Source organism: Mesorhizobium sp. USDA 4775 (assembly GCF_054062655.1).
Genome location: NZ_JBSSFM010000001.1, coordinates 3639704 through 3657698 on the forward strand (window position 1 = coordinate 3639704; position 17995 = coordinate 3657698).

At 63.8% G+C, this 17995-nt stretch carries 18 protein-coding genes and 1 pseudogene; 11 read left to right on the forward strand and 8 right to left on the reverse strand.

All coding sequences use genetic code 11. The features are described from left to right. Positions 1 to 9 precede the first annotated feature (9 nt). Both ACVILI_RS17715 and ACVILI_RS17720 read right to left on the reverse strand, forming a co-directional pair. The gene (locus ACVILI_RS17715) at positions 10 to 1035 is read right to left on the reverse strand and encodes a P1 family peptidase (RefSeq protein ID WP_038646444.1); all 1026 of its coding nucleotides are present in this window, start codon (positions 1033 to 1035) and stop codon (positions 10 to 12) included. Then, a complete protein-coding gene (locus tag ACVILI_RS17720) occupies positions 1035 to 2102 on the reverse strand; it encodes a branched-chain amino acid ABC transporter substrate-binding protein (protein ID WP_019857799.1) in 1068 nt (355 codons plus the stop codon). Before ACVILI_RS17720 ends, ACVILI_RS17715 begins: the two co-directional genes overlap by 1 nt. Positions 2103 to 2282: 180 nt before the next feature. Between ACVILI_RS17720 and ACVILI_RS17725 the strand changes: the two genes are divergently transcribed. The 7 genes and pseudogenes from ACVILI_RS17725 (at position 2283) to ACVILI_RS17755 (ending at position 8631) form a co-directional block, all read left to right on the forward strand. Further along, a complete protein-coding gene (locus ACVILI_RS17725; RefSeq protein ID WP_019857800.1) occupies positions 2283 to 2810 on the forward strand; it encodes a flavin reductase in 528 nt (175 codons plus the stop codon). Next, positions 2807 to 3736: an AAA family ATPase gene (locus tag ACVILI_RS17730; RefSeq protein ID WP_019857801.1), complete on the forward strand. Its 930-nt coding sequence runs from the start codon at positions 2807 to 2809 to the stop codon at positions 3734 to 3736. The genes ACVILI_RS17725 and ACVILI_RS17730 overlap by 4 nt, the downstream gene beginning before the upstream one ends. A gap of 4 nt (positions 3737 to 3740) precedes the next feature. Continuing rightward, a pseudogene (locus tag ACVILI_RS17735) lies at positions 3741 to 4992 on the forward strand (vWA domain-containing protein). A gap of 50 nt (positions 4993 to 5042) precedes the next feature. After that, complete coding sequence (locus ACVILI_RS17740; RefSeq protein WP_027046774.1) at positions 5043 to 5381, forward strand: XdhC family protein; 339 nt, start codon at positions 5043 to 5045, stop codon at positions 5379 to 5381. A 6-nt stretch (positions 5382 to 5387) separates the two neighbouring features. Next, on the forward strand, positions 5388 to 6092 hold the full coding sequence (locus ACVILI_RS17745; protein WP_038646447.1) for an XdhC family protein: 705 nt from the start codon (positions 5388 to 5390) through the stop codon (positions 6090 to 6092). After that, positions 6089 to 7699, forward strand: a complete 1611-nt coding sequence (locus tag ACVILI_RS17750; RefSeq protein ID WP_019857805.1) for an NTP transferase domain-containing protein — start codon at positions 6089 to 6091, stop codon at positions 7697 to 7699. Before ACVILI_RS17745 ends, ACVILI_RS17750 begins: the two co-directional genes overlap by 4 nt. A gap of 32 nt (positions 7700 to 7731) precedes the next feature. Beyond that, positions 7732 to 8631, forward strand: a complete 900-nt coding sequence (locus tag ACVILI_RS17755; protein ID WP_019857806.1) for an alpha/beta hydrolase family protein — start codon at positions 7732 to 7734, stop codon at positions 8629 to 8631. A gap of 26 nt (positions 8632 to 8657) precedes the next feature. Here ACVILI_RS17755 and ACVILI_RS17760 read toward each other — a convergent pair whose 3' ends face one another. Beyond that, positions 8658 to 9710 carry a DUF1176 domain-containing protein gene (locus ACVILI_RS17760; protein WP_038646449.1) on the reverse strand — a complete coding sequence of 351 codons (1053 nt, stop codon included), beginning with the start codon at positions 9708 to 9710 and terminating at the stop codon, positions 8658 to 8660. A gap of 140 nt (positions 9711 to 9850) precedes the next feature. On the opposite strand from ACVILI_RS17760, the gene ACVILI_RS17765 reads away from it, so the two are divergent. Then, the gene (locus ACVILI_RS17765) at positions 9851 to 10357 is read left to right on the forward strand and encodes a DUF1993 domain-containing protein (protein ID WP_038646452.1); all 507 of its coding nucleotides are present in this window, start codon (positions 9851 to 9853) and stop codon (positions 10355 to 10357) included. 55 nt (positions 10358 to 10412) lie between these two features. Here the strand turns inward: ACVILI_RS17765 and ACVILI_RS17770 are convergent, their stop codons facing one another. Further along, positions 10413 to 10577, reverse strand: a complete 165-nt coding sequence (locus ACVILI_RS17770) for a hypothetical protein (protein ID WP_019857809.1) — start codon at positions 10575 to 10577, stop codon at positions 10413 to 10415. 385 nt (positions 10578 to 10962) lie between these two features. On the opposite strand from ACVILI_RS17770, the gene ACVILI_RS17775 reads away from it, so the two are divergent. The 3 genes from ACVILI_RS17775 to ACVILI_RS17785 all read left to right on the forward strand — a co-directional run bounded on the left by ACVILI_RS17775 (position 10963) and on the right by ACVILI_RS17785 (position 13919). Continuing rightward, complete coding sequence (locus tag ACVILI_RS17775) at positions 10963 to 11424, forward strand: hypothetical protein (RefSeq protein WP_081296003.1); 462 nt, start codon at positions 10963 to 10965, stop codon at positions 11422 to 11424. A 114-nt stretch (positions 11425 to 11538) separates the two neighbouring features. Beyond that, positions 11539 to 12606 carry an aldo/keto reductase gene (locus ACVILI_RS17780; protein ID WP_038646456.1) on the forward strand — a complete coding sequence of 356 codons (1068 nt, stop codon included), beginning with the start codon at positions 11539 to 11541 and terminating at the stop codon, positions 12604 to 12606. A 44-nt stretch (positions 12607 to 12650) separates the two neighbouring features. Next, positions 12651 to 13919: a cysteine desulfurase-like protein gene (locus ACVILI_RS17785; protein ID WP_038646458.1), complete on the forward strand. Its 1269-nt coding sequence runs from the start codon at positions 12651 to 12653 to the stop codon at positions 13917 to 13919. A gap of 15 nt (positions 13920 to 13934) precedes the next feature. Here the strand turns inward: ACVILI_RS17785 and ACVILI_RS17790 are convergent, their stop codons facing one another. The 4 genes from ACVILI_RS17790 to ACVILI_RS17805 all read right to left on the reverse strand — a co-directional run bounded on the left by ACVILI_RS17790 (position 13935) and on the right by ACVILI_RS17805 (position 17994). After that, positions 13935 to 14963 (reverse strand): histone deacetylase family protein, encoded by a 1029-nt coding sequence (locus ACVILI_RS17790; RefSeq protein ID WP_457102557.1) that lies wholly within the window; start codon positions 14961 to 14963, stop codon positions 13935 to 13937. Next, a complete protein-coding gene (locus ACVILI_RS17795) occupies positions 14960 to 15463 on the reverse strand; it encodes a GNAT family N-acetyltransferase (protein WP_038646463.1) in 504 nt (167 codons plus the stop codon). The genes ACVILI_RS17790 and ACVILI_RS17795 overlap by 4 nt, the downstream gene beginning before the upstream one ends. 211 nt (positions 15464 to 15674) lie before the next feature. After that, positions 15675 to 16604: a BKACE family enzyme gene (locus ACVILI_RS17800; protein ID WP_038646465.1), complete on the reverse strand. Its 930-nt coding sequence runs from the start codon at positions 16602 to 16604 to the stop codon at positions 15675 to 15677. Positions 16605 to 16608: 4 nt separating this feature from the next. After that, positions 16609 to 17994: an aminotransferase family protein gene (locus ACVILI_RS17805; RefSeq protein WP_038646468.1), complete on the reverse strand. Its 1386-nt coding sequence runs from the start codon at positions 17992 to 17994 to the stop codon at positions 16609 to 16611. Between the last annotated feature and the right edge of the window lies 1 nt (position 17995).

Genomic DNA, 17995 nt, shown 5'->3' on the forward strand with positions numbered 1-17995 from the left:
TCGATCGATTCAGCCCAAACGCGACGACCAGACGGGAAACAGGTCGTTGTCCGCCGGCGTCGCGGCAAACACGCCGCGGCTGATGGCGCGCGCCATGGTGGCGCCGGCTGCGGCATAAAGGTCGATTGCCGCATCGGCCTCGAGCCGGATGCCGCTTGTTCCCGTCGCCAGTGCGAACACAAGATCGCCGTCGGCCGGCGTGTGCGTCGGCCAGATGGCGCGCACGAAGCCGTCATGCGCCGACATTGCCAGGCGTTTCGCAGCGGCCTTGGTGAGAACCGCATCCGTCGCGATGACGGCGATCGTGGTGTTGCCGCCGGATTCCATCTGCCTGTCTGCCTGCCTGTCGCGGTATTTCAGCAAGATCGCCTTCGCATCGTCCGGCATGGGCGCGGGATAGCCGAGCCCGCCGTATTCGTCGCTGATTTCGAAGGGCGCCGCCCAGAAATGACGGGTGCGCCCGACGGTCACCGATCCGGTCGGATTGACGGCGGCCAGCGCACCGATGGTGACGCCAGTGTCCAGCAGCGTCGAAGCGGAGCCCAGGCCGCCCTTCAGCCCGGCGGTCAGCGCACCGGTGCCGGCGCCGACCGTGCCCAACTGGAAATCGGTGGCGGCGGATTGCGCTGCCTCATAACCGAGGTCGCGATATGGGGGATAACGACCCCACTCCTTGTTCCCACCGTTGCGCAGGTCGAACAGGATCGCCGCCGGCACGATCGGCACGCGAAATCCGCCCACCTCGAAGCCGATGCCGCGCTCGCGCAGTGCCGCCTGCACGCCAGACGCGGCATCAAGGCCGAAAGCCGAACCGCCGGACAGCACCAGGGCGTGGATCGCCTCGATCGAATTGTGCGGTTCGAGCAGGTCCGTCTCGCGCGTGCCTGGCGCGCCGCCCAGGATCTGGACACCGGCCACCGCTGGTTCGTCGCAAAGGATAGTCGTCACGCCGGATTTCAGCCGGGCGTCGGAAGAATTGCCGACGCGCAGGCCAGCAACGTCGGTGATCAGATTGCGCGGACCGGTGCGGAACATCAATTGCTTTCCAAAGGCACGAAGCGCGTGCCGTCGAAGCGGAAGACGCGGTAGGGGCTATGGCTGAGGTCGCCCTTGGCATCGAAGCGGACCGGCCCGATCGCCGTGGTGAAATCATGCCCGCTCAGCGCCTCGGTCAGCGGCTTGCCTGGGGACAAGGCCGATGCCGCCTTGGCTATCTCCACCGCCGCATAGGCCGGCAGCGTGTAGCCGTCCGGCACGATCTTTCGCGCGGAGAAACTTTCCAGCACCTTTGCGTCGGCGACATCGGCCCATTCGGGCGGCGCGATCATCAGCGTACCCGTCGCATAGGGCACGTCTCCGGGCGGCGTGCGCAGATTTTCGCCGCCGGCAAAGACGATGCCGGCCTGCAGCTGCGCGGCGTCGCGGCCCATAATGGCGATGTCGTCACCGTCGCCGCCGGCAAAGACGTGCGTAGCGCCGGCCTTCTTCAGCCGCCCGATCATCCCTATCTGGTTGTCGAGCTGCGGCCGGAACGTGTCGACGAACACCGGCTTCAGCGCCGCTTGCTCGGCCGCCGCGCGAAATGTTTCCGCCATCTCGCGCCCATAGATGGTGCCGTCATCGATGATGGCGAACAGCTCCTTCTGCCACAGGCGGGTGAGGGTGGAGGCGACGGCGTTGCGCTCATCGTCGCCGCGCGGCCCCAGGCGATAGACCGTCCAGCCGGTCTTGGCGCGGCGGTCGGTGAGGCTTTCGGTGCGCACGCCGACGGTGATGACCGGGATATTGGCGTCCTTGAGGATCGGCATCGCCGCCTCGATGGCTTCGGTGCAAAGGAAGCCGACCACGACACTGACCTTGGCCGCGGCAAAAGCCCTGGCCGCGGCAGCGCCGCCATCGGCGGTGCAGGCATCATCCTCGGTCTTGAGTTCGACGCCGTTTGCTTGCGCCGCGAGCCCAGCACCGGCCTCGATCTGCTTGCCGAGGATGGCCGACGGTCCCGACAACGGAGCAGCAACGCCGAGCGTCAGCGTCTGAGCGCTGGCGGCGCCGGCCAGGAATAGCCAGGCCAGCGCGGCCGATATCGTTGCCCCGGGTCGCATTCTGAGAAGAGTTCCTCCCAAGCCCGCGATAACAGCGCGAGCGCCAATTCCGCCAAGACCTAAAGGCTGCCCGGCCTTGGTGCAACACGCGAATTCGGGGATATGGGCCAAGCACTTCGCTTGTGGCATGTCATGTCTGGCCATATATAGCGGTAGGGTTCTGGCTATGGACAATTTCCGGTGCTGAAGAAGAATGACATTGGGCCACAGGCCTATCGCGACGCGATGAGCCATTTTGCCGGCCACGTCCATGTGGTCACGACCGACGGGCCGGCCGGCAAGCGCGGCACGACGGTGATCGCTGCCTGCTCGGTGTCGGACACGCCGCCGACCATCTTGGTGTGTCTCAACCGCGAAAATGCCAAGAATGAGCTGTTCGTGAAAAACGGCCGGTTTGCCCTGAACACGCTGGCCTCGCACCAGGAGCCGCTGTCGGTTGGCTTTTCCGGCATGACCGGCCTGCCGGTCGAGGAGCGTTTCGCGCTCGGCGAATGGGACGTGATCTCCACCGGCGCACCGACGCTGAAGGGGGCGCTGGCCGTATTCGACTGCGAACTGTTCGACACCAAGGATCTGGCCACGCATCGTGTGCTTTTTGGCAAGGTGACAGGCCTGCGCATGGGCGATAATTTGCGGCCGCTGATCTATCACGCCCGCGGCTACCATGTCCTGGACAGCGGAGCGGCGGCGTTCACGGAGAAAGAATGACCGAACTGAAACCGCGCCCCGTACCGCGGACGATCGACGAGACGCTCGATCTCCTGACCGGCGCGGATTATGTGGCGGACCGATCGCTGGCGACCGTGCTTTTCCTGTCGCTGCGTATGAACCGGCCATTGTTCCTCGAGGGAGAGGCCGGTGTCGGCAAGACCGAGATCGCCAAGGTGTTGGCGCAGGCGCTTGGCCGCCGGCTGATCCGCCTGCAGTGCTATGAAGGGCTCGACGTTTCGTCTGCTGTCTACGAGTGGAATTATGCCGCGCAGATGATCGAGATCCGCATGGAGGAGGCTGCCGGCAAGGTCGACCGCACCGCGATGGAGCGCAACGTCTTCTCGGAAAAATACCTGATCCGCCGCCCGGTGCTCGATGCGCTGACCGGCAAGACAGGGGCGGCTCCGGTCTTCCTGATCGACGAACTCGACCGCACCGACGAAGCCTTCGAAGCCTTCCTGCTCGAAATCCTCTCCGACTACCAGGTGACGGTGCCCGAACTCGGCACCATCAAGGCGGAAGAGCCGCCGATCGTCATCATCACCACCAACCGCACCCGCGAGATCCATGACGCGTTGAAGCGGCGCTGCCTGTATCACTGGGTCGATTATCCCAATGCCGAGCGCGAATTGGAGATCGTGCGCCGCAAGGTGCCGCGAGCCAATCAGCGGCTTTCGGCGGAGGTGGTCTCCTTCATCCAGAAACTGCGCCAGATCGAATTGTTCAAGGTGCCGGGCGTTGCCGAGACCATAGATTGGGCCGGCGCGCTGACCGAACTCGACAAGGTGGCGCTCGATCCGGAGACCGTTTCCGACACGATCGGCGTGCTGTTGAAATACCAGGACGACATTGCCCGCATCGGCACGGGCGAGGGCCGGCGCATCCTCGACGAGGTCAAGGCCGAGCTCGCGGCGGCGGAGTAACGCGATGAAGGCGCCGGGTGCTTACCCCAAAGAGGCGACGGCGGACGGGCGCATCGCCGACAACATTGTCTATTTCGCCCGCACCTTGCGCAAGGCAGGCATGCGGGTCGGGCCGGCCTCGGTCAAGGATGCCATCGAGGCGGTGCTGGCCGCAGGCATCGGCTCGCGTGACGATTTCTACTGGACGCTGCATGCGGTGCTGGTGTCCAGGCACGAGGATCACCCGGTCTTCGACGAGGCTTTCCGGCTGTTCTGGAAATCGCGCGAACTGATCGAGAAACTGCTGGCGATGTTTTCGCCGGTGGCGCCCGACATCAAAGAGAAGCAGAAGCCACGCGCGGCCGAAAACCGCGTCAGCCAAGCCATGTTCGAAGGCCATCAGAACAACCAGCCACCTCAGGAAGTCCCTGAGATCGAGGTTGATGCCCGCTTCACCTTTTCCGGCAACGAGGTGTTGCGCGGCAAGGATTTTGCCCAGATGAATGCAGCCGAAATGGCGGACGCGAAGAAGGCGATCGCCGAGCTGCGGCTGCCTTTCGACATGGTGCGGACCAGGCGCTTCAAAGCCGATGCGCATGGCCGCCGCATCGATCCGCGTGCCATGATGCGCTCGGCCGCGCGCACCGGCGGTGAATTGATCCTGCCGAAATTCCGCTCGACCCGCGAAGTCCACCCGCCGCTGGTGGTGCTGGCCGACATTTCCGGTTCGATGAGCCAGTACACGCGCATCTTCCTGCATTTCCTGCACGCGCTGACGGAAAAACGCCGCCGCGTCCACACCTTCGTCTTCGGCACGCGGTTGACCAATCTGACCCGGCAGATGCGCCACCGCGATCCCGATGCCGCCCTTGCCGATTGTTCGGCGGCGGTGAAGGACTGGTCCGGCGGCACGCGTATCGGCGACACCCTGGCCGAGTTCAACCTGATATGGTCGCGGCGCGTGCTGGGACAGGGTGCGGTCGTGCTTCTGATCACCGACGGGCTGGAGCGCGACGATGTCGCCGGCCTTTCCGAAGAGATGGAGCGGCTGCACAAATCCTGCCGGGCGGCTGATCTGGTTGAACCCGTTGCTGCGCTTCGACGGTTTTCAGGCACGCGCCCGCGGCGTCAAGGCGATGCTGCCGCATGTCGATGAATTCCGCTCGGTACACAATCTCGATGCACTCACCGATCTCTGCGCGTCGCTGGACAAGAAGTCGGCACAGTCCGTTGATCCGCGGCGATGGATGGAAGCCGGCGCGAGGCACGCCGCATAGCCATATGTTTTCCCGGCTCCCTGGAAAAACAGACCCTGAGAGAAGCAACGATGAACGACAGTCTTTATCTCGATGAGGCCCGCGATCCGCTGATCATCGCGGAAGGTTGGATGAAAGATGGCAAGGATGTCGCCATTGCCACCGTGGTCGAGACCTGGGGTTCGGCGCCGAGGCCTGTCGGCAGCCATCTGGTCATTGACGCCGAAGGCAATTTCCACGGCTCGGTCTCGGGCGGCTGCGTCGAGGGCGCCGTGGTGAGCGAGGCGATTGACGTCATCGACTCCGGCAAAGCCAAGATGCTGGAATTCGGCGTCGCTGACGAAACCGCCTGGCAGGTCGGCCTGTCCTGCGGCGGCCGCATCAAGGTGTATGTCGAGCGGTTGGGCTGATCTCAGATGGATCCATACGCCCTGAAAACTTTGAATGCCGAACGCCGCGCCCGCCGCGCGGCGATCCTCGTCACCGATCTCGGTGATGGCCGCGACCGCATCGTGCGTGAGGGCGACCAGGTCGCCGGCGATCTTGGAGCCGCGATCGCCAGAGCTTTTCGGTCGGGCAATTCCGGTTCGGTCGAGGCCGAAGGGCGGACCTTCTTTCTCAACGCGCATCTGCCGCAGCCGCGCCTCGTGGTGATCGGGGCGGTCCATATCAGCCAGGCGCTGGCGCCGATGGCGAAAATCGCCGGCTATCCCGTCGAGATCATCGATCCGCGCACGGCTTTTGCCACGCCGGACCGGTTTCCCGATGTCGCTCTGCATGCCGAGTGGCCGGAAGATGTATTGAAGCGCCAGCCGCTCGACAGCTACACCGCACTTGCCGCCGTGACCCATGACCCGAAGATCGACGATTTCGCGTTGAAGGCGGCACTCGACGCCAATTGCTTCTACGTCGGCGCGCTTGGCAGCCGCAAGACGCACGCCAAGCGGGTCGAGCGCCTGCTGGCGCTGGGCGCAACTGCCGACCAGATCGCCCGTATCCATGCGCCGATCGGGCTGGATATCGGTGCCGCCAGCCCTGCCGAGATCGCCGTCGCCGTTCTCGCGCAGACCATCCACGCCTTCCGCTCGCGCGGCCTCGATGCCAAAGGCGCAGTGGCGTGAAATTCGGTCCGATTGCGATTGAAGAGGCCGAAGGCGCGGTGCTGGCGCATGCCACCACCGCCGGCGAAAAGCGCTTTCGCAAGGCGCACAGGCTGAGCGCCGAAGATGTTTCCATACTCAAGCGGGCTGGCGTCTCGCAGGTCGTTGCGGCGGTGCTGGCCTCGGATGATCTCGGCGAGGACGCCGCGGCGCAGAGAATTGCCGAGAGCATGAGGTTCAGCGGCATCGAGGTGAGGCCGGCGGCCACCGGCCGGGTCAATCTCCACGCCAAGGCATCAGGCATCTTCACGGTCGATGCTGGGATGATCGACGCCATCAACGCGGTCGATCCCGCCATCACCATTGCCACGCTCGCGCAGCATGCTCCGGTCGAAAAAGGTCAGATGGTGGCGACGGTGAAGATCATCCCCTTTGCGGTCGCCTCCGCCTTGGTCGACACCGTGATGAAGATCTGCGCCGGCGGCGCGATATTTGCCGTCAACGCCTATCAGCCGGTGCGCGTCGGCGTCATCCAGACGGTTCTGCCGGGCATCAAGCCCAGTGTGCTCGACAAGACGCTGCGCGTCACCGAAGCGCGGCTGGCGCGTTCGGGCGGCAGGTTGACGGCGGAGCGCCGCACGCCGCACGAGATCGCGCCCGTGGCGGAGGCTGCTGCCTCGCTGGCGCGCGACAATGACCTGGTGGTGATCTTCGGCGCCTCGGCGATGAGCGACTTCGCCGATGTGGTGCCGGCAGCGATCGAGAGGGCGGGCGGAACAGTTGTCCGCGCGGGCATGCCGGTCGATCCCGGCAATCTGCTGGTGCTCGGTACACTCGGCGGCAAGCGCGTCATCGGCGCGCCCGGTTGCGCCCGCAGTCCCAAGGAAAACGGCTTCGACTGGGTGCTCGACCGGCTGGTTGCCGGCCTCGACGTCACCGCGAAGGATATTGCCGGCATGGGGGTCGGCGGGCTGCTGATGGAGATCCCGACGCGGCCGCAGCCGCGCGAACCGCTGCCGGCCAAGAGCCGGCTCAAGGTCGCCATCGTGCTTCTGGCGGCTGGCCGGTCGAGCCGCATGGGCGGCCCGAACAAGCTCATGGCGCTGTTCGACGGCAAGCCGCTGGTGCGTCGCACCGCAGAGCGCGCGCTCGCCTCGAAGGCGTCGGGCACGATCGTCGTCACCGGCCATCAGCGCGAGCGCGTACGCGCGGCTTTGCCTGGCCTCGACGTCACTTTCGCCGACAATCCCGACTTCGCCGATGGCCTGTCGACCTCACTGAAGGCTGGCATTGCCTATCTCCCCGAAGACACCGCCGGCGCGATGATCGTCCTCGGAGACATGCCTGGCATCGAATCTGACGATCTTGACCGGCTGATCGATGCCTTCCGCGAGGCCGGAGGCAATTCCGTGGTCCGCGCCTCGCATCAGGGCAGGCGCGGCAACCCGGTGCTCCTGCCGCGCGCGCTGTTCCCGGCCATCGCTCATCTCGAAGGCGATACCGGCGCACGCCATCTGGTTGAGGCCGAGGGGCTCGATGTCGTCGATGTCGAGATTGGCGAGGGCGCCTCTGTCGATGTCGACACCCGCGAGGCGCTCGAAGGCGCCGGCGGCGTGCTGCAGGATTGACAAACCCAGGCTGAATTACGCAAGCCTGCGGTATGGCTTTTCGTTTTCTTTCTCCCCTCCACTGGTTTCTGGCTGCGGTTTTTGTTCTTTGCCTTGCCGGCCAGGCCGATGCGCTCGAACTAAAACCCTTCAAGGACGATCTCTTCGCCTATCCGGCGACATTGTCGACCGGCGACGGCGGCGCTTACACCGTCATCGACTACCGCGAGATGCGCGATATCAACCAGCGCGACGAAGTGCCGGAAAAGCGCGTGCATCCGCAGTACACCGACACCGGCGTGCGCAAGGTGCAGCAGGATTTGATGCTGAAGACGGACGCCGGCGATGTCAGGCACGTCGCCGTCGGCAAGACGCAAGACGCCGGCCTCATCGTGCTCTATCTGCACGGCCAGGGCGGCAGCCGCAAGCAGGGCGTCGACGACTTCACGTTCGGCGGCAATTTCAACCGACTGAAGAACCTGATGGCCGGCAATGGCGGGCTTTATCTCTCGCCGGATTTCCCTGATTTCGGCGACAAGGGGGCCGCACAGGTCGCGGCCTTGATCGATCATTATGCCGAACAGTCGCCGGGCGCGAAAATCTTCGTCGCCTGCGGCTCGATGGGTGGCGCGCTGTGCTGGAAGCTTGCCGCGCGCAACGATACCGGCCGGCGCATCAACGGGCTGCTGCTGCTCGGGTCGCTATGGGACGAGAGTTTTCTCGCAAGTCCCGCCTTCAGGCGCCATGTCCCGGTCTTCTTCGGCCAGGGCAGCCATGACGTGGTGTTTCCCGTGGCGAACCAGGAAGCCTTCTTCCGCTCCATCATCGCCAGGTCGAAGGCCTATCCCTATCCGACCCGGTTCGTGCGCTTCGAGACCGGCACGCACGGCACGCCGATCCGCATGGTCGACTGGCGCGGCACGCTGAACTGGATGCTGTCGAAGGCGCCTTGACCGGCGCTGTCTGGCAGCCCCGGCGCTCAGGGCGCGGTGTTGTAGTCGACGACCGTCTGTGGGTTCTCCTCGCCGTCATAGGATGCATCGACGTCATACTGGACCAGCGAGAAATCGCCGTTGCGGAACAGATAGGTTCCCGAATCGGAGGCATCGCCGACGCCACGCCACTTGTCGAAGGTGGTGATTGTGTGGGTGTCCGCGTCATAGTTGGAATTGACCGCCCAACCGGTCGTCTCGAAGCCGACGATGCTCATGCCCAGCAATTTGCCGTCGCTGTTATTGTTCTCGTAGCGGATGTCCATCTTGGGTTCGGCGAACTGCAATTGCCGCACTTCAGACAATTCGTCGGTCATGTAGTAGACCGAACTTTCATTGTAGGCCGCCGCCGAACAGGAGAAATGGAACAGCCGCGTTTCCTTGTCGGGATCGCCGGGCTGCGCATCCTTGTCCTTGTACTTGATCGAAAACACCTCCGGCTCATTGCCCAGGAACTGCTTGTCGCACTGGTCGCTATAGGTCGCCAGGAAGGCTTTCTTGGCCTTCTCGAGTGCCGTATCCTTCTTCGGCGGCGGCGGGCCGTCGCCGCAGCTTGGCGGCAGCGCCGCCTCGAAATCCGCCGTTGAGGGTTTCAGCGCGCCTTTTTCGATGTGGATCGGATCGAAGGGCGGCGCGGCCTGGATCTGCGCATTGACCTGGCGCAGCGTGTAGCAGCCGGCAAAGACCTTTTCGCCGCCGCTCTTGTCGGTGGCACGGATGGCGACCGGGACGTTGTAGAAGATGCTGCCGGCGGCCCCGTCGTCGGAAATAGCTCCGGTCGTGACTTCCACCTTGTCGGTCCCGTCATAACCCTTGACGAAACTGTCAAAATCCTTAGCCGGCTTTGCGTCTCCGTAGTAACCCCAGGCGCGGGCGAATTCGTGCCGGTTGATTGCGCTGTAGAGCGAGCGAATGACCGCCTCGGCGCTCGATCGGTCGTCGACATAGGGTGCTTCGGGCGCGTCGTCGGCGGCCAGCGACGCTTGGCCTGATATGGCAAGGGAGAGAAAGGCAGTCGCTGCAAGAAGGACGCGTCTCATCGGGAATCTCCGGTCGATAACGGAAATTCTACCATGGCGATTGCGGCGGCGTGGTGACGCGGAGCCCACGGCGCTTGAAGAATCGCGCGCGCAGGCGCTACGTCGCTGCGCCGGCGTTCCGACCGGACAGGAGATCTGACGTGACGATATCGATGTATGAGGCATCCGTGCCCGTGTTTTCAGCCAGGCTGAAAGCACTTTCCAATGTGCTGGCGGCTGCCGAACAGAATGCGCTTGACCGCAAGATCGACCCGCAGGTGTTTTTGACGGCGCGGCTTGCGCCCGACATGTTCGCTTTGACCCGGCAGGTGCAGATCGCCACCGACCACGCCAAGGGCGCGCCGTCGCGGCTGGCTGGCCGCGAGGTGCCGAAATACGAGGACAATGAGGCAAGCTTTGCCGATCTCGAGGCGCGGATCGCCAAGACGCTCGCGCTTCTGGCGACGTTCTCCGCCGCCGATATCGACGGCTCCGACGACAAGGTGATCGAACTGAAACTCGGCGGACGCGAAACGACGTTGGGTCGCATGCAGTATCTGCTGCATGTGGCCATGCCCAATTTCTACTTCCACCTCACCACCGCTTACGACATCCTTCGCCACAATGGCGTGCCGCTGGGCAAGGCGACATTCCTGGGATCGCGTTAAGGGGCAGGCATTCCGAGATGTCCCGGATCCGTCCGGGACATCTCGCGAGACGCATCTAGCGAATGGACATTTCGCGGGCGACGCGCGGAAAATCGGCGGGCTTGATGCCGATATCGGCGCGATCGGCATTGCTCATCGCATGAAGCAGCGCGAGCGCCGCGCGGTATCGCAGATGTTCCTGCGGGCGCGGCCGGGCGAACATTTCCGTGAAGAAACCCATGAATCAGGCTCCTGGTTGGTCCTCCACGCCAGCCAATATAGGTGAATCGTGACAATTGTGCAGTGCAGCATTTGCATGCCTGCTATGTCCGGATAAGTTTCCTAATTTTCTTGCGGCCACTGAAACTTCCGCGTCGCACCAACCGTAGGCTTCGACGCTGGCTCATGGCCAGTTTTTCCTCGCCACTCCTGGCGAATTTCCGGACTGCATGAAAATGCAGTCCGGCTTTTTGTTTTGAGGGACCGGTCGCGATCCTCGAATGGCTAAATTCATTAAGATCGGTGGTATGTATTTTTAACGAGCCGGTTCTATGGTCTGGAAACTTTGACAGTCAGGCAAGGGGGAGGCTGACATCGCTACCAGCGCCAAGCGTGATTTCGCTTCGCTGCTCGACGACCTCTTCGTTGCCTCCGACAAGGGCGACGGTATCGAGGGCGACGAGGCTGGCGCGCGTCCGTCAATTCCGTTCGATTATCTGTCGGTCGCCGATGAACTCCATTCCGGCCGCATCAAGGTATCCGCCGCCGAGTATCGCGAGGCCGGTGCCGACCTGGCGAGCGAATTCGCCGCCTTGCTCGAACACGCTAAGCTGGCGCTGGCTGCCGAGGACCCGAAGCCCGAGGAAAAACTCCCGCCGATCGATCCGGAGTCGATCGCGGCCGAACTGGGCCTGAACCAGCCCAAGAGCGCCGTCGATTTCGGCCGCATGCGCCGCAGCTTTGCTTTCACCAACCATCCCGATCGCGTCGCCCCGCATCTGCGCCAGCGCGCCATGATCCGCATGCAGGTGGCCAACATGCTGATCGACGAGGCCAAGCGCCGCGCCGTTGCTGGTGTCCGCCGCTAGCCAGGCCCGCTGGCTCACGCAAAAGTCGGCTTGGTGAGGCTTGGAGAGCGGCATGGCTTTCCCTATACATGCAGCCTCCTTCCCGCGCAGACTTTCCCTCCGGAGCAAAATTCCATGCACAAACGCCGTCTCGGTCGGACCGATCTCCTTGTTACCCAGATCTGCCTTGGTTCGATGACCTGGGGCCAGCAGAACACCGAGGCCGACGGCCACGCGCAGATGGATCTGGCTTTTTCGCGCGGCGTCAATTTCATCGACACCGCCGAGCTCTACCCGATCCCGCCCAAAGCGGAGACGCAGGGGCGGACGGAGAAGATCATCGGCAGCTGGATGAAGGCCAAGGGCAACCGCGACAAGGTTATCCTTGCCTCCAAGGTCGTCGGCCGCACCGCCAACAGCTGGTTTCGCGGCGACAGGCCGTCGCAACTGGTACGCGCCGATATTTTTGACGCCGTCGACAAATCCCTGACCAAGCTCGGCACGGACTATCTCGACCTCTATCAGATCCACTGGCCGGAGCGGGATATCCCCTGGGGTGCCAACCCGACGCGCGTCGGGGCGGTGGCGCCCCGTGCTGATGCAGTCGGCGCACCGGCCGACGAAACGCCGATCGCCGAGACGCTTGCCGTCTTCGACGAGCTGGTGAAGGCGGGAAAGATCCGCCATTTCGGCCTGTCGAACGAAAGTTCCTGGGGCGTCATGCGGTTTCTTGCCGAGGCCGACAAAGGCGTTGGTCCGCGCGTTGCGTCGATCCAGAACGCCTACAATCTCGTCAACCGCACCTTCGAGGTGAATCTTGCCGAGGTCTGCGAGCGCGAACAGGTGTCGTTGCTGCCTTATTCGCCGCTGGCGCAGGGCTACTTGACCGGCAAATACGACCATGGCGCCCGACCGCAGGGCTCGCGCTCGCAATTGTTCAATCGCGGCCAGCGTTACGAAACGCCGAATGCCGCTGAAGCACTGCTCGAATACAATGAACTGGCGCGCTCCTTTGGCCTAGAACCGGCGCTGTTCGCCAACGCCTATGTCTCGAGCCGGCCCTTCGTTACCTCCAACATTATCGGCGCGACGACCATTCCGCAGCTCGAAATGGCGTTGTCTTCGGTGGATGTCGTCTGGACCGAAGAGATGCAAAACGCGGTGGACGCGATCCATCAGCGGGTCGGCAATCCCTGCCCCTGACCGGCGGGGATAGATTATCATGGAATAACAAAGGGGTGGAGAGAATGGTGGGTTTTTCGATCGAGGCCGTGCGGGGACAATTTCCAGCGCTTTCCCTGACCGACAAGGGCCGCCGTCGCATCTATCTAGACAATCCCGCCGGCACACAGGTGCCGCAGGCCGTCGCCGATGCGGTGTCGCGCTGCCTGCTCACCACCAACGCCAATCTCGGCGGCTATTTCGAAACGACGATCGCGGCTCAATCCGTCGTCGACGAGGCGCATCAGGCGATGGCCGATTTCCTCGGTGCGGCGAGCCTCGAGGAAATCATCATCGGCGCCAATATGACGACGCTGACCTATCACATGTCGCGCACGCTCGGCCGCGCGCTGAAGCCCGGTGACGAGATCATCCTCACTCGCATGGACCATGAGGGCAATGTCTCGCCCTGGCTGCAACTGGCCGAGGATTTGGGCCTCGTCGTGCGCTGGCTGCCATTCGATGAAAAGAGCTGGCAGGTCGAGGAGGCGACGCTGACCGGGCTGTTGTCCGACAAGACACGGCTGGTCGCGTTGAATTATGCCTCGAACCTGACCGGCTCGATCAACCGGGTTAAGTCGCTGACTGCCATCGCAAAACGGGCTGGCGCCCTGGTCTATGTCGACGCCGTCCAGTTCGCGCCGCATGGCCTGATAGACGTGCAAGAGCTCGGCTGCGATTTCCTAATCTGTTCGGCCTACAAATTCTTCGGTCCGCATATGGGCATTTTGTGGGGGCGGCGCGAAATCATCGATGGCCTGAAACCCTACAAATGCCGTTGTTCGTCCAATGGCCTGCCGGAGCGGTTCGAACTTGGCACGCCGCAGATCGAGCTGATGGCCGGTCTTGCGGCGGCCGTCGACTATTTTGCCGGGCTGGGTGCGGCAGCGGGCGAGGGCGGCTCGCGCAGGCAGAAGATCGCCAGGGCGTTCGAGGTTTCCATCGCCTACGAGAATCCGCTGGCGCAAAGGCTGATCGACGGCCTGTCCGACATTCCGGGCCTGACTATCCATGGCATCACCGATCGCAAGCGGCTCGCCGATCGCGTGCCAACGGTGTCCTTCACCGTCGACGGCATCGTACCGGAGACGATCGTGCGGCAGATGAACGCCGAAAACATCTTCCTTTGGTCCGGCCACAACTACGCCTGGGAGATCGTCCACCAGCTCGGCATTCCAGCCGAGCAGGGCGTCGTGCGCATCGGCATCGCCCACTACAACACGGCGGCTGAGATTGATGAGACGCTGGAGAGCGTGCACCGGGTCGTCGCCATGCTCAGGCAGCAGCGCTCCTGACGCCAGGAGAAACCGTCACCGCATCCTGCCGCCGAAGCCGGTGAGGAAGGCGGTGAGATTGTCGCCGAGTTCGTCGCAGAGATAGCCGCCTTCCTGGATGATGACGCTCGGCAGGCCGAGTTTGCCAATCGCCTCGCCAATGCGGGAGAAGCCGGGCGTCGTCACCGAGAGCCCGCCGAACGGATCGCCCTGGAAGGCGTCGAGGCCGAGCGCGACCACCAGCGCGTCCGGCGAAAAGGCGCGAATGCGCTGGAACGCAACGCCAAGCGCCTCCAGAAACGCCGCGTCGGCGGATTTGCGCGGCAAGGGCAGGTTGAAATTATAGCCGAGGCCGGGTCCTTCGCCGCGCTCGTCGGCATGACCCCAGAAGAACGGATAGAAGCGCACCGGATCGGCATGCAGCGAAACGGTAAGCACGTCAGGGCGCGCATAGAAGATGCCTTGCGTGCCGTTGCCGTGGTGCAGATCGACATCGAGGATCGCCACGCGTGCCGCCTGCTTGCGCAGCACCTGCGCCGCAACGGCCGAATTGTTGATGAAGCAGAAGCCGCCGGCGACATCGGCAAAGGCATGGTGGCCGGGCGGACGACACAGCGCATAGGCGGCCGGCGCGCCAGCCATCACCGTTTCCGCTGCCTCGACCGCACTCCAGGCGCTCCACAGCGCGCTTTGCCAGGTTTCGCCTGAGATCGGGCAAGCGGTGTCGGCCATATGGTAGCCGGCCTGGCCGACCGCCGAGGCAGGGTAGGAACCATTGCGCGCGATCGGATGGATGTTGGGGATCACTTCCGCCGAGGCGCCTTCGATGCGCTGCCAGCGCTCGAAAACATGTTCGAGGAAGTCGAGATATTCGGGCGTATGCACCGCCGAGACCGGGCCGAGACCGTGATTGCGCGGCCGCTCGATCGCACAACCAGCGGATTTTACGCCGGCTAACAATCTCTCGACGCGTTCGGGCTTTTCCGGGTTGGGCTGCGCCGCACCACTGGAAAGAAACGCCTTCGGGTCGTGGTGCTTCTGCTCTTCGGCGTAAAAGGCCTTCATTCCTGCTCCCCATTGACCGGCGAGTCGGCGAAGGCAAAAAAGGCCTCGCCGATGATTTTCTGCGTCTGTTCGTAACTCGACCAGGCGATGCCCAGCCTTTCATAGAAGGCCTTGGCGCCTTCATTGTCGGTGTCGACCGACAGCCTGAGATAGACGCCGCCGTCCTTCCGGCATTCCGCAGCAACACGTCGCAACAGCCGTTCGCCGATCTTGCGGCCACGAAAGCGATCCTCGACATAGAGGTCCTGCACATAGATGCCGGGCCGCCCCATCCAGGTCGAAAAGATCGGGAAATACAGGCAAAGACCGGCGAATTCGCCGCCGACCTCGGCGATCAGGGTGGAGAAGGCCGGCTTTTCGCCGAAGCCGTAGCGGCGGAGATCATCTGAAGTGGACGTGATCTCCTGATGCGCGCCGATATGGCTGCCGAGTTTGAGAAGCGCGGCGTGGATGGTGTCGACGTCATCGATGGTGCCGGGACGGAGCGTAATCGCACTCACGACAGGTATGGCGCCAAGGCACCCCCCTCTGTCCTGCCGGACATCTCCCCCGCAAGGGGGGAGATTGGACGGCCGCCAGGCTTTCGCCAATCACAAACGTTCGAGCAGGAGCGGCGAGACTGAAGCTGCCGATCTCCCCCCTTGCGGGGGAGATGGCCGACAGGCCAGAGGGGGGTGTGACGAAACGCAATCATTTCAGATTGTCATCATCTCAAAACGCCACCCGGTCGCCGCCCTTCAGCGCCAGCATCTCACGCGCCTCGGTCGGCGTGGCGACCTCCAGCGACAGGCCGTCGAGGATGCCCCGGATGCGGCGCACCTGGTCGGCGTTGGATTTCGCCAACTGGCGGCCATCGTAGAGACTGTCTTCAAGCCCGACACGGACATTGCCGCCCATCGCAGCCGCGATCGAGATCAGCGGGATCTGCTGGCGGCCGGCAGCCAGCACCGAGAATTGGTAGCTATCGCCGAACAATTTGTCGGCGATGCGCTTCATGTGGATGAGATTGTCCGGATCGGCGCCGATGCCGCCAAGAATGCCTAGCACGAACTGGATGAACAGCGGTCCCGACACCAGCCCTCGGTCCCGGAAATGCGCCAGCGAATAGAGATGGCCGACATCGTAGCATTCGAATTCGAAGCGCGTGCCGCAACCCTTGCCGAGCCGCTCAAGCACGCCTTCCATGTCGGCGAAGGTGTTCTTGAAAATGGTGTCGCGCGTCGCCTCCAGCAGCTTCGGCTCCCAGTCGTGCTGCCATTCCCGTGGCTTGTCGAGCATCGGGAACAGCGCGAAATTCATCGATCCCATATTGAGCGAGCACATTTCGGGCTCCGCTCGCAATGGGGCCGCCAATCGCTGGTCCAGGGTCATCAGGGAAGAGCCGCCGGTGGTGATGTTGATCACCGCATCGGTCGCCTGCTTGATGCGCGGCAGGAACTGCATGAAGACACCAGGATCGGCGGTCGGCCGGCCATCCCTGGGGTCGCGGGCGTGCAGATGCAGGATCGACGCGCCGGCTTCCGCTGCAGCAATGGCATCCGCCGCGATCTGGTCCGGCGTCACCGGCAGATAGGGCGACATGGACGGCGTGTGGACCGAGCCGGTGACGGCGCAGGTGATGATGACCTTTCGCGGCGCCATTCCTTTACCCCCGGCCTTCGACCGGCAGGTCGAGCTCTGATGCCAGAACCTCCAGCGAGTCGCCGATGATGGAGATGATCTCGCCGACCTGCTCGCTGGTGACGATCATCGGTGGCGCGACCATGAAATTGTCGCCGTCGACGCCGCCCTTGACCCGGCGGCCATAGATGATCAGCCCGCGCTCATAGGCGAGGTCGAGCAGACGCTGCGTGGCTTTCCTGCTCTGGTCGATCGGCCGCAGCGTTTCTGGATCGGCAACCATCTCGGCGCCGGTCAGTAGGCCCTTGCCGCGCACGTCGGCGATGAAGGGAAAGCGCTTCGCCAGTCCCTTCAGACCGTCCATCAGCACGCCTCCCATGGCGGCGGCATTGGCGATCAGGTCAAGCCGATCCATCTCGCCCAACACGGCAAGGCCGGCGGCGCAGGCCAGCGGATTGCCGGCATAGGTATGGCCATGCTGGAAGCCGCCGGAAGCCAGCAGCGGCTGCACCAGCCGCATCGGTGCCGCCAGCGCGCCGAGCGGCGCATAGCCCGAGCCCAGCCCCTTCGACAGCGCGACGATGTCAGGCTTGCAGTTCCAGTGGTCGCCGCCGAGGAATTTCCCGGTGCGGCCGGCGCCGCACATCACTTCGTCATGGATGAGCAGAATGCCGTAGCGGTCGCAGATTTCGCGAATGCGCGCATAGTAGCTGTCCGGCGCTACCAGCGCCGCGGTCGCCGCACCGCCGATAGGTTCCATGATGAAGGCGACGACGCTCTCCGGGCCTTCGGCCAGGATCTTCTCTTCCAGCATGTCGGCATAGCGGATGCCGCGCTGCTCCATCGAAAGGTTGTCGCGGTCGCGCCAGGCGGTAGGCGCCGGCACGGTCGGCATCACCCGCATCATCGGCGTAAAGTTCTCAGCCAGGGCGTCGTCGCCGGTGATCGAGAGCGAACCCAGCGTGCCGCCATGATAGGAGGGGAAGCGCGTGATCACCTTCCATCGGCTGGCCTGGCCGGTGGCAACGGCCCATTGCCGCGCCAATTTGATGCAGGATTCCGTCGCCTCCGAGCCGCCCGAGACGAAGAAGATGCGGTCCATGCCCTCCGGCAGCTTGGCCGCAAGCTCACGCGCAAGCTCTTCCGCCGGCTCGTTCTCGAAATGCAGCCGGTAGGCGAAGGTGGCGCGGTCCATCTGCCGCTTCATGGCGTCCAGCACATTGCGGTTGGAATGGCCGATATTGGCGACCATCGGCCCGCTCGATCCGTCGATGAAGCGGCGGCCGTCCTGCGTCCACATATAGATGCCCTCGGCGCGATCGATCAGCGGCCGGCGCAGGCTGGACAGATAGAACAGATGCGATTGGCGCCGGGCCTCGGTATCTCGAGCAGCGGTCTGGGTCTTCGACATG

Bases quoted from the DNA above. Each gene is read 5' to 3' on its own strand.
- ACVILI_RS17715 (WP_038646444.1), bottom strand. From the start codon at position 1,035: ATGTTCCGCACCGGTCCGCGCAATCTGATCACCGACGTTGCTGGCCTG.
- ACVILI_RS17720 (WP_019857799.1), bottom strand. From the start codon at position 2,102: ATGCGACCCGGGGCAACGATATCGGCCGCGCTGGCCTGGCTATTCCTG.
- ACVILI_RS17730 (WP_019857801.1), top strand. From the start codon at position 2,807: ATGACCGAACTGAAACCGCGCCCCGTACCGCGGACGATCGACGAGACG.
- ACVILI_RS17740 (WP_027046774.1), top strand. From the start codon at position 5,043: ATGAACGACAGTCTTTATCTCGATGAGGCCCGCGATCCGCTGATCATC.
- ACVILI_RS17745 (WP_038646447.1), top strand. From the start codon at position 5,388: ATGGATCCATACGCCCTGAAAACTTTGAATGCCGAACGCCGCGCCCGC.
- ACVILI_RS17755 (WP_019857806.1), top strand. From the start codon at position 7,732: ATGGCTTTTCGTTTTCTTTCTCCCCTCCACTGGTTTCTGGCTGCGGTT.
- ACVILI_RS17760 (WP_038646449.1), bottom strand. From the start codon at position 9,710: ATGAGACGCGTCCTTCTTGCAGCGACTGCCTTTCTCTCCCTTGCCATA.
- ACVILI_RS17770 (WP_019857809.1), bottom strand. From the start codon at position 10,577: ATGGGTTTCTTCACGGAAATGTTCGCCCGGCCGCGCCCGCAGGAACAT.
- ACVILI_RS17780 (WP_038646456.1), top strand. From the start codon at position 11,539: ATGCACAAACGCCGTCTCGGTCGGACCGATCTCCTTGTTACCCAGATC.
- ACVILI_RS17785 (WP_038646458.1), top strand. From the start codon at position 12,651: ATGGTGGGTTTTTCGATCGAGGCCGTGCGGGGACAATTTCCAGCGCTT.
- ACVILI_RS17790 (WP_457102557.1), bottom strand. From the start codon at position 14,963: ATGAAGGCCTTTTACGCCGAAGAGCAGAAGCACCACGACCCGAAGGCG.
- ACVILI_RS17800 (WP_038646465.1), bottom strand. From the start codon at position 16,604: ATGGCGCCGCGAAAGGTCATCATCACCTGCGCCGTCACCGGCTCGGTC.
- ACVILI_RS17805 (WP_038646468.1), bottom strand. From the start codon at position 17,994: ATGTCGAAGACCCAGACCGCTGCTCGAGATACCGAGGCCCGGCGCCAA.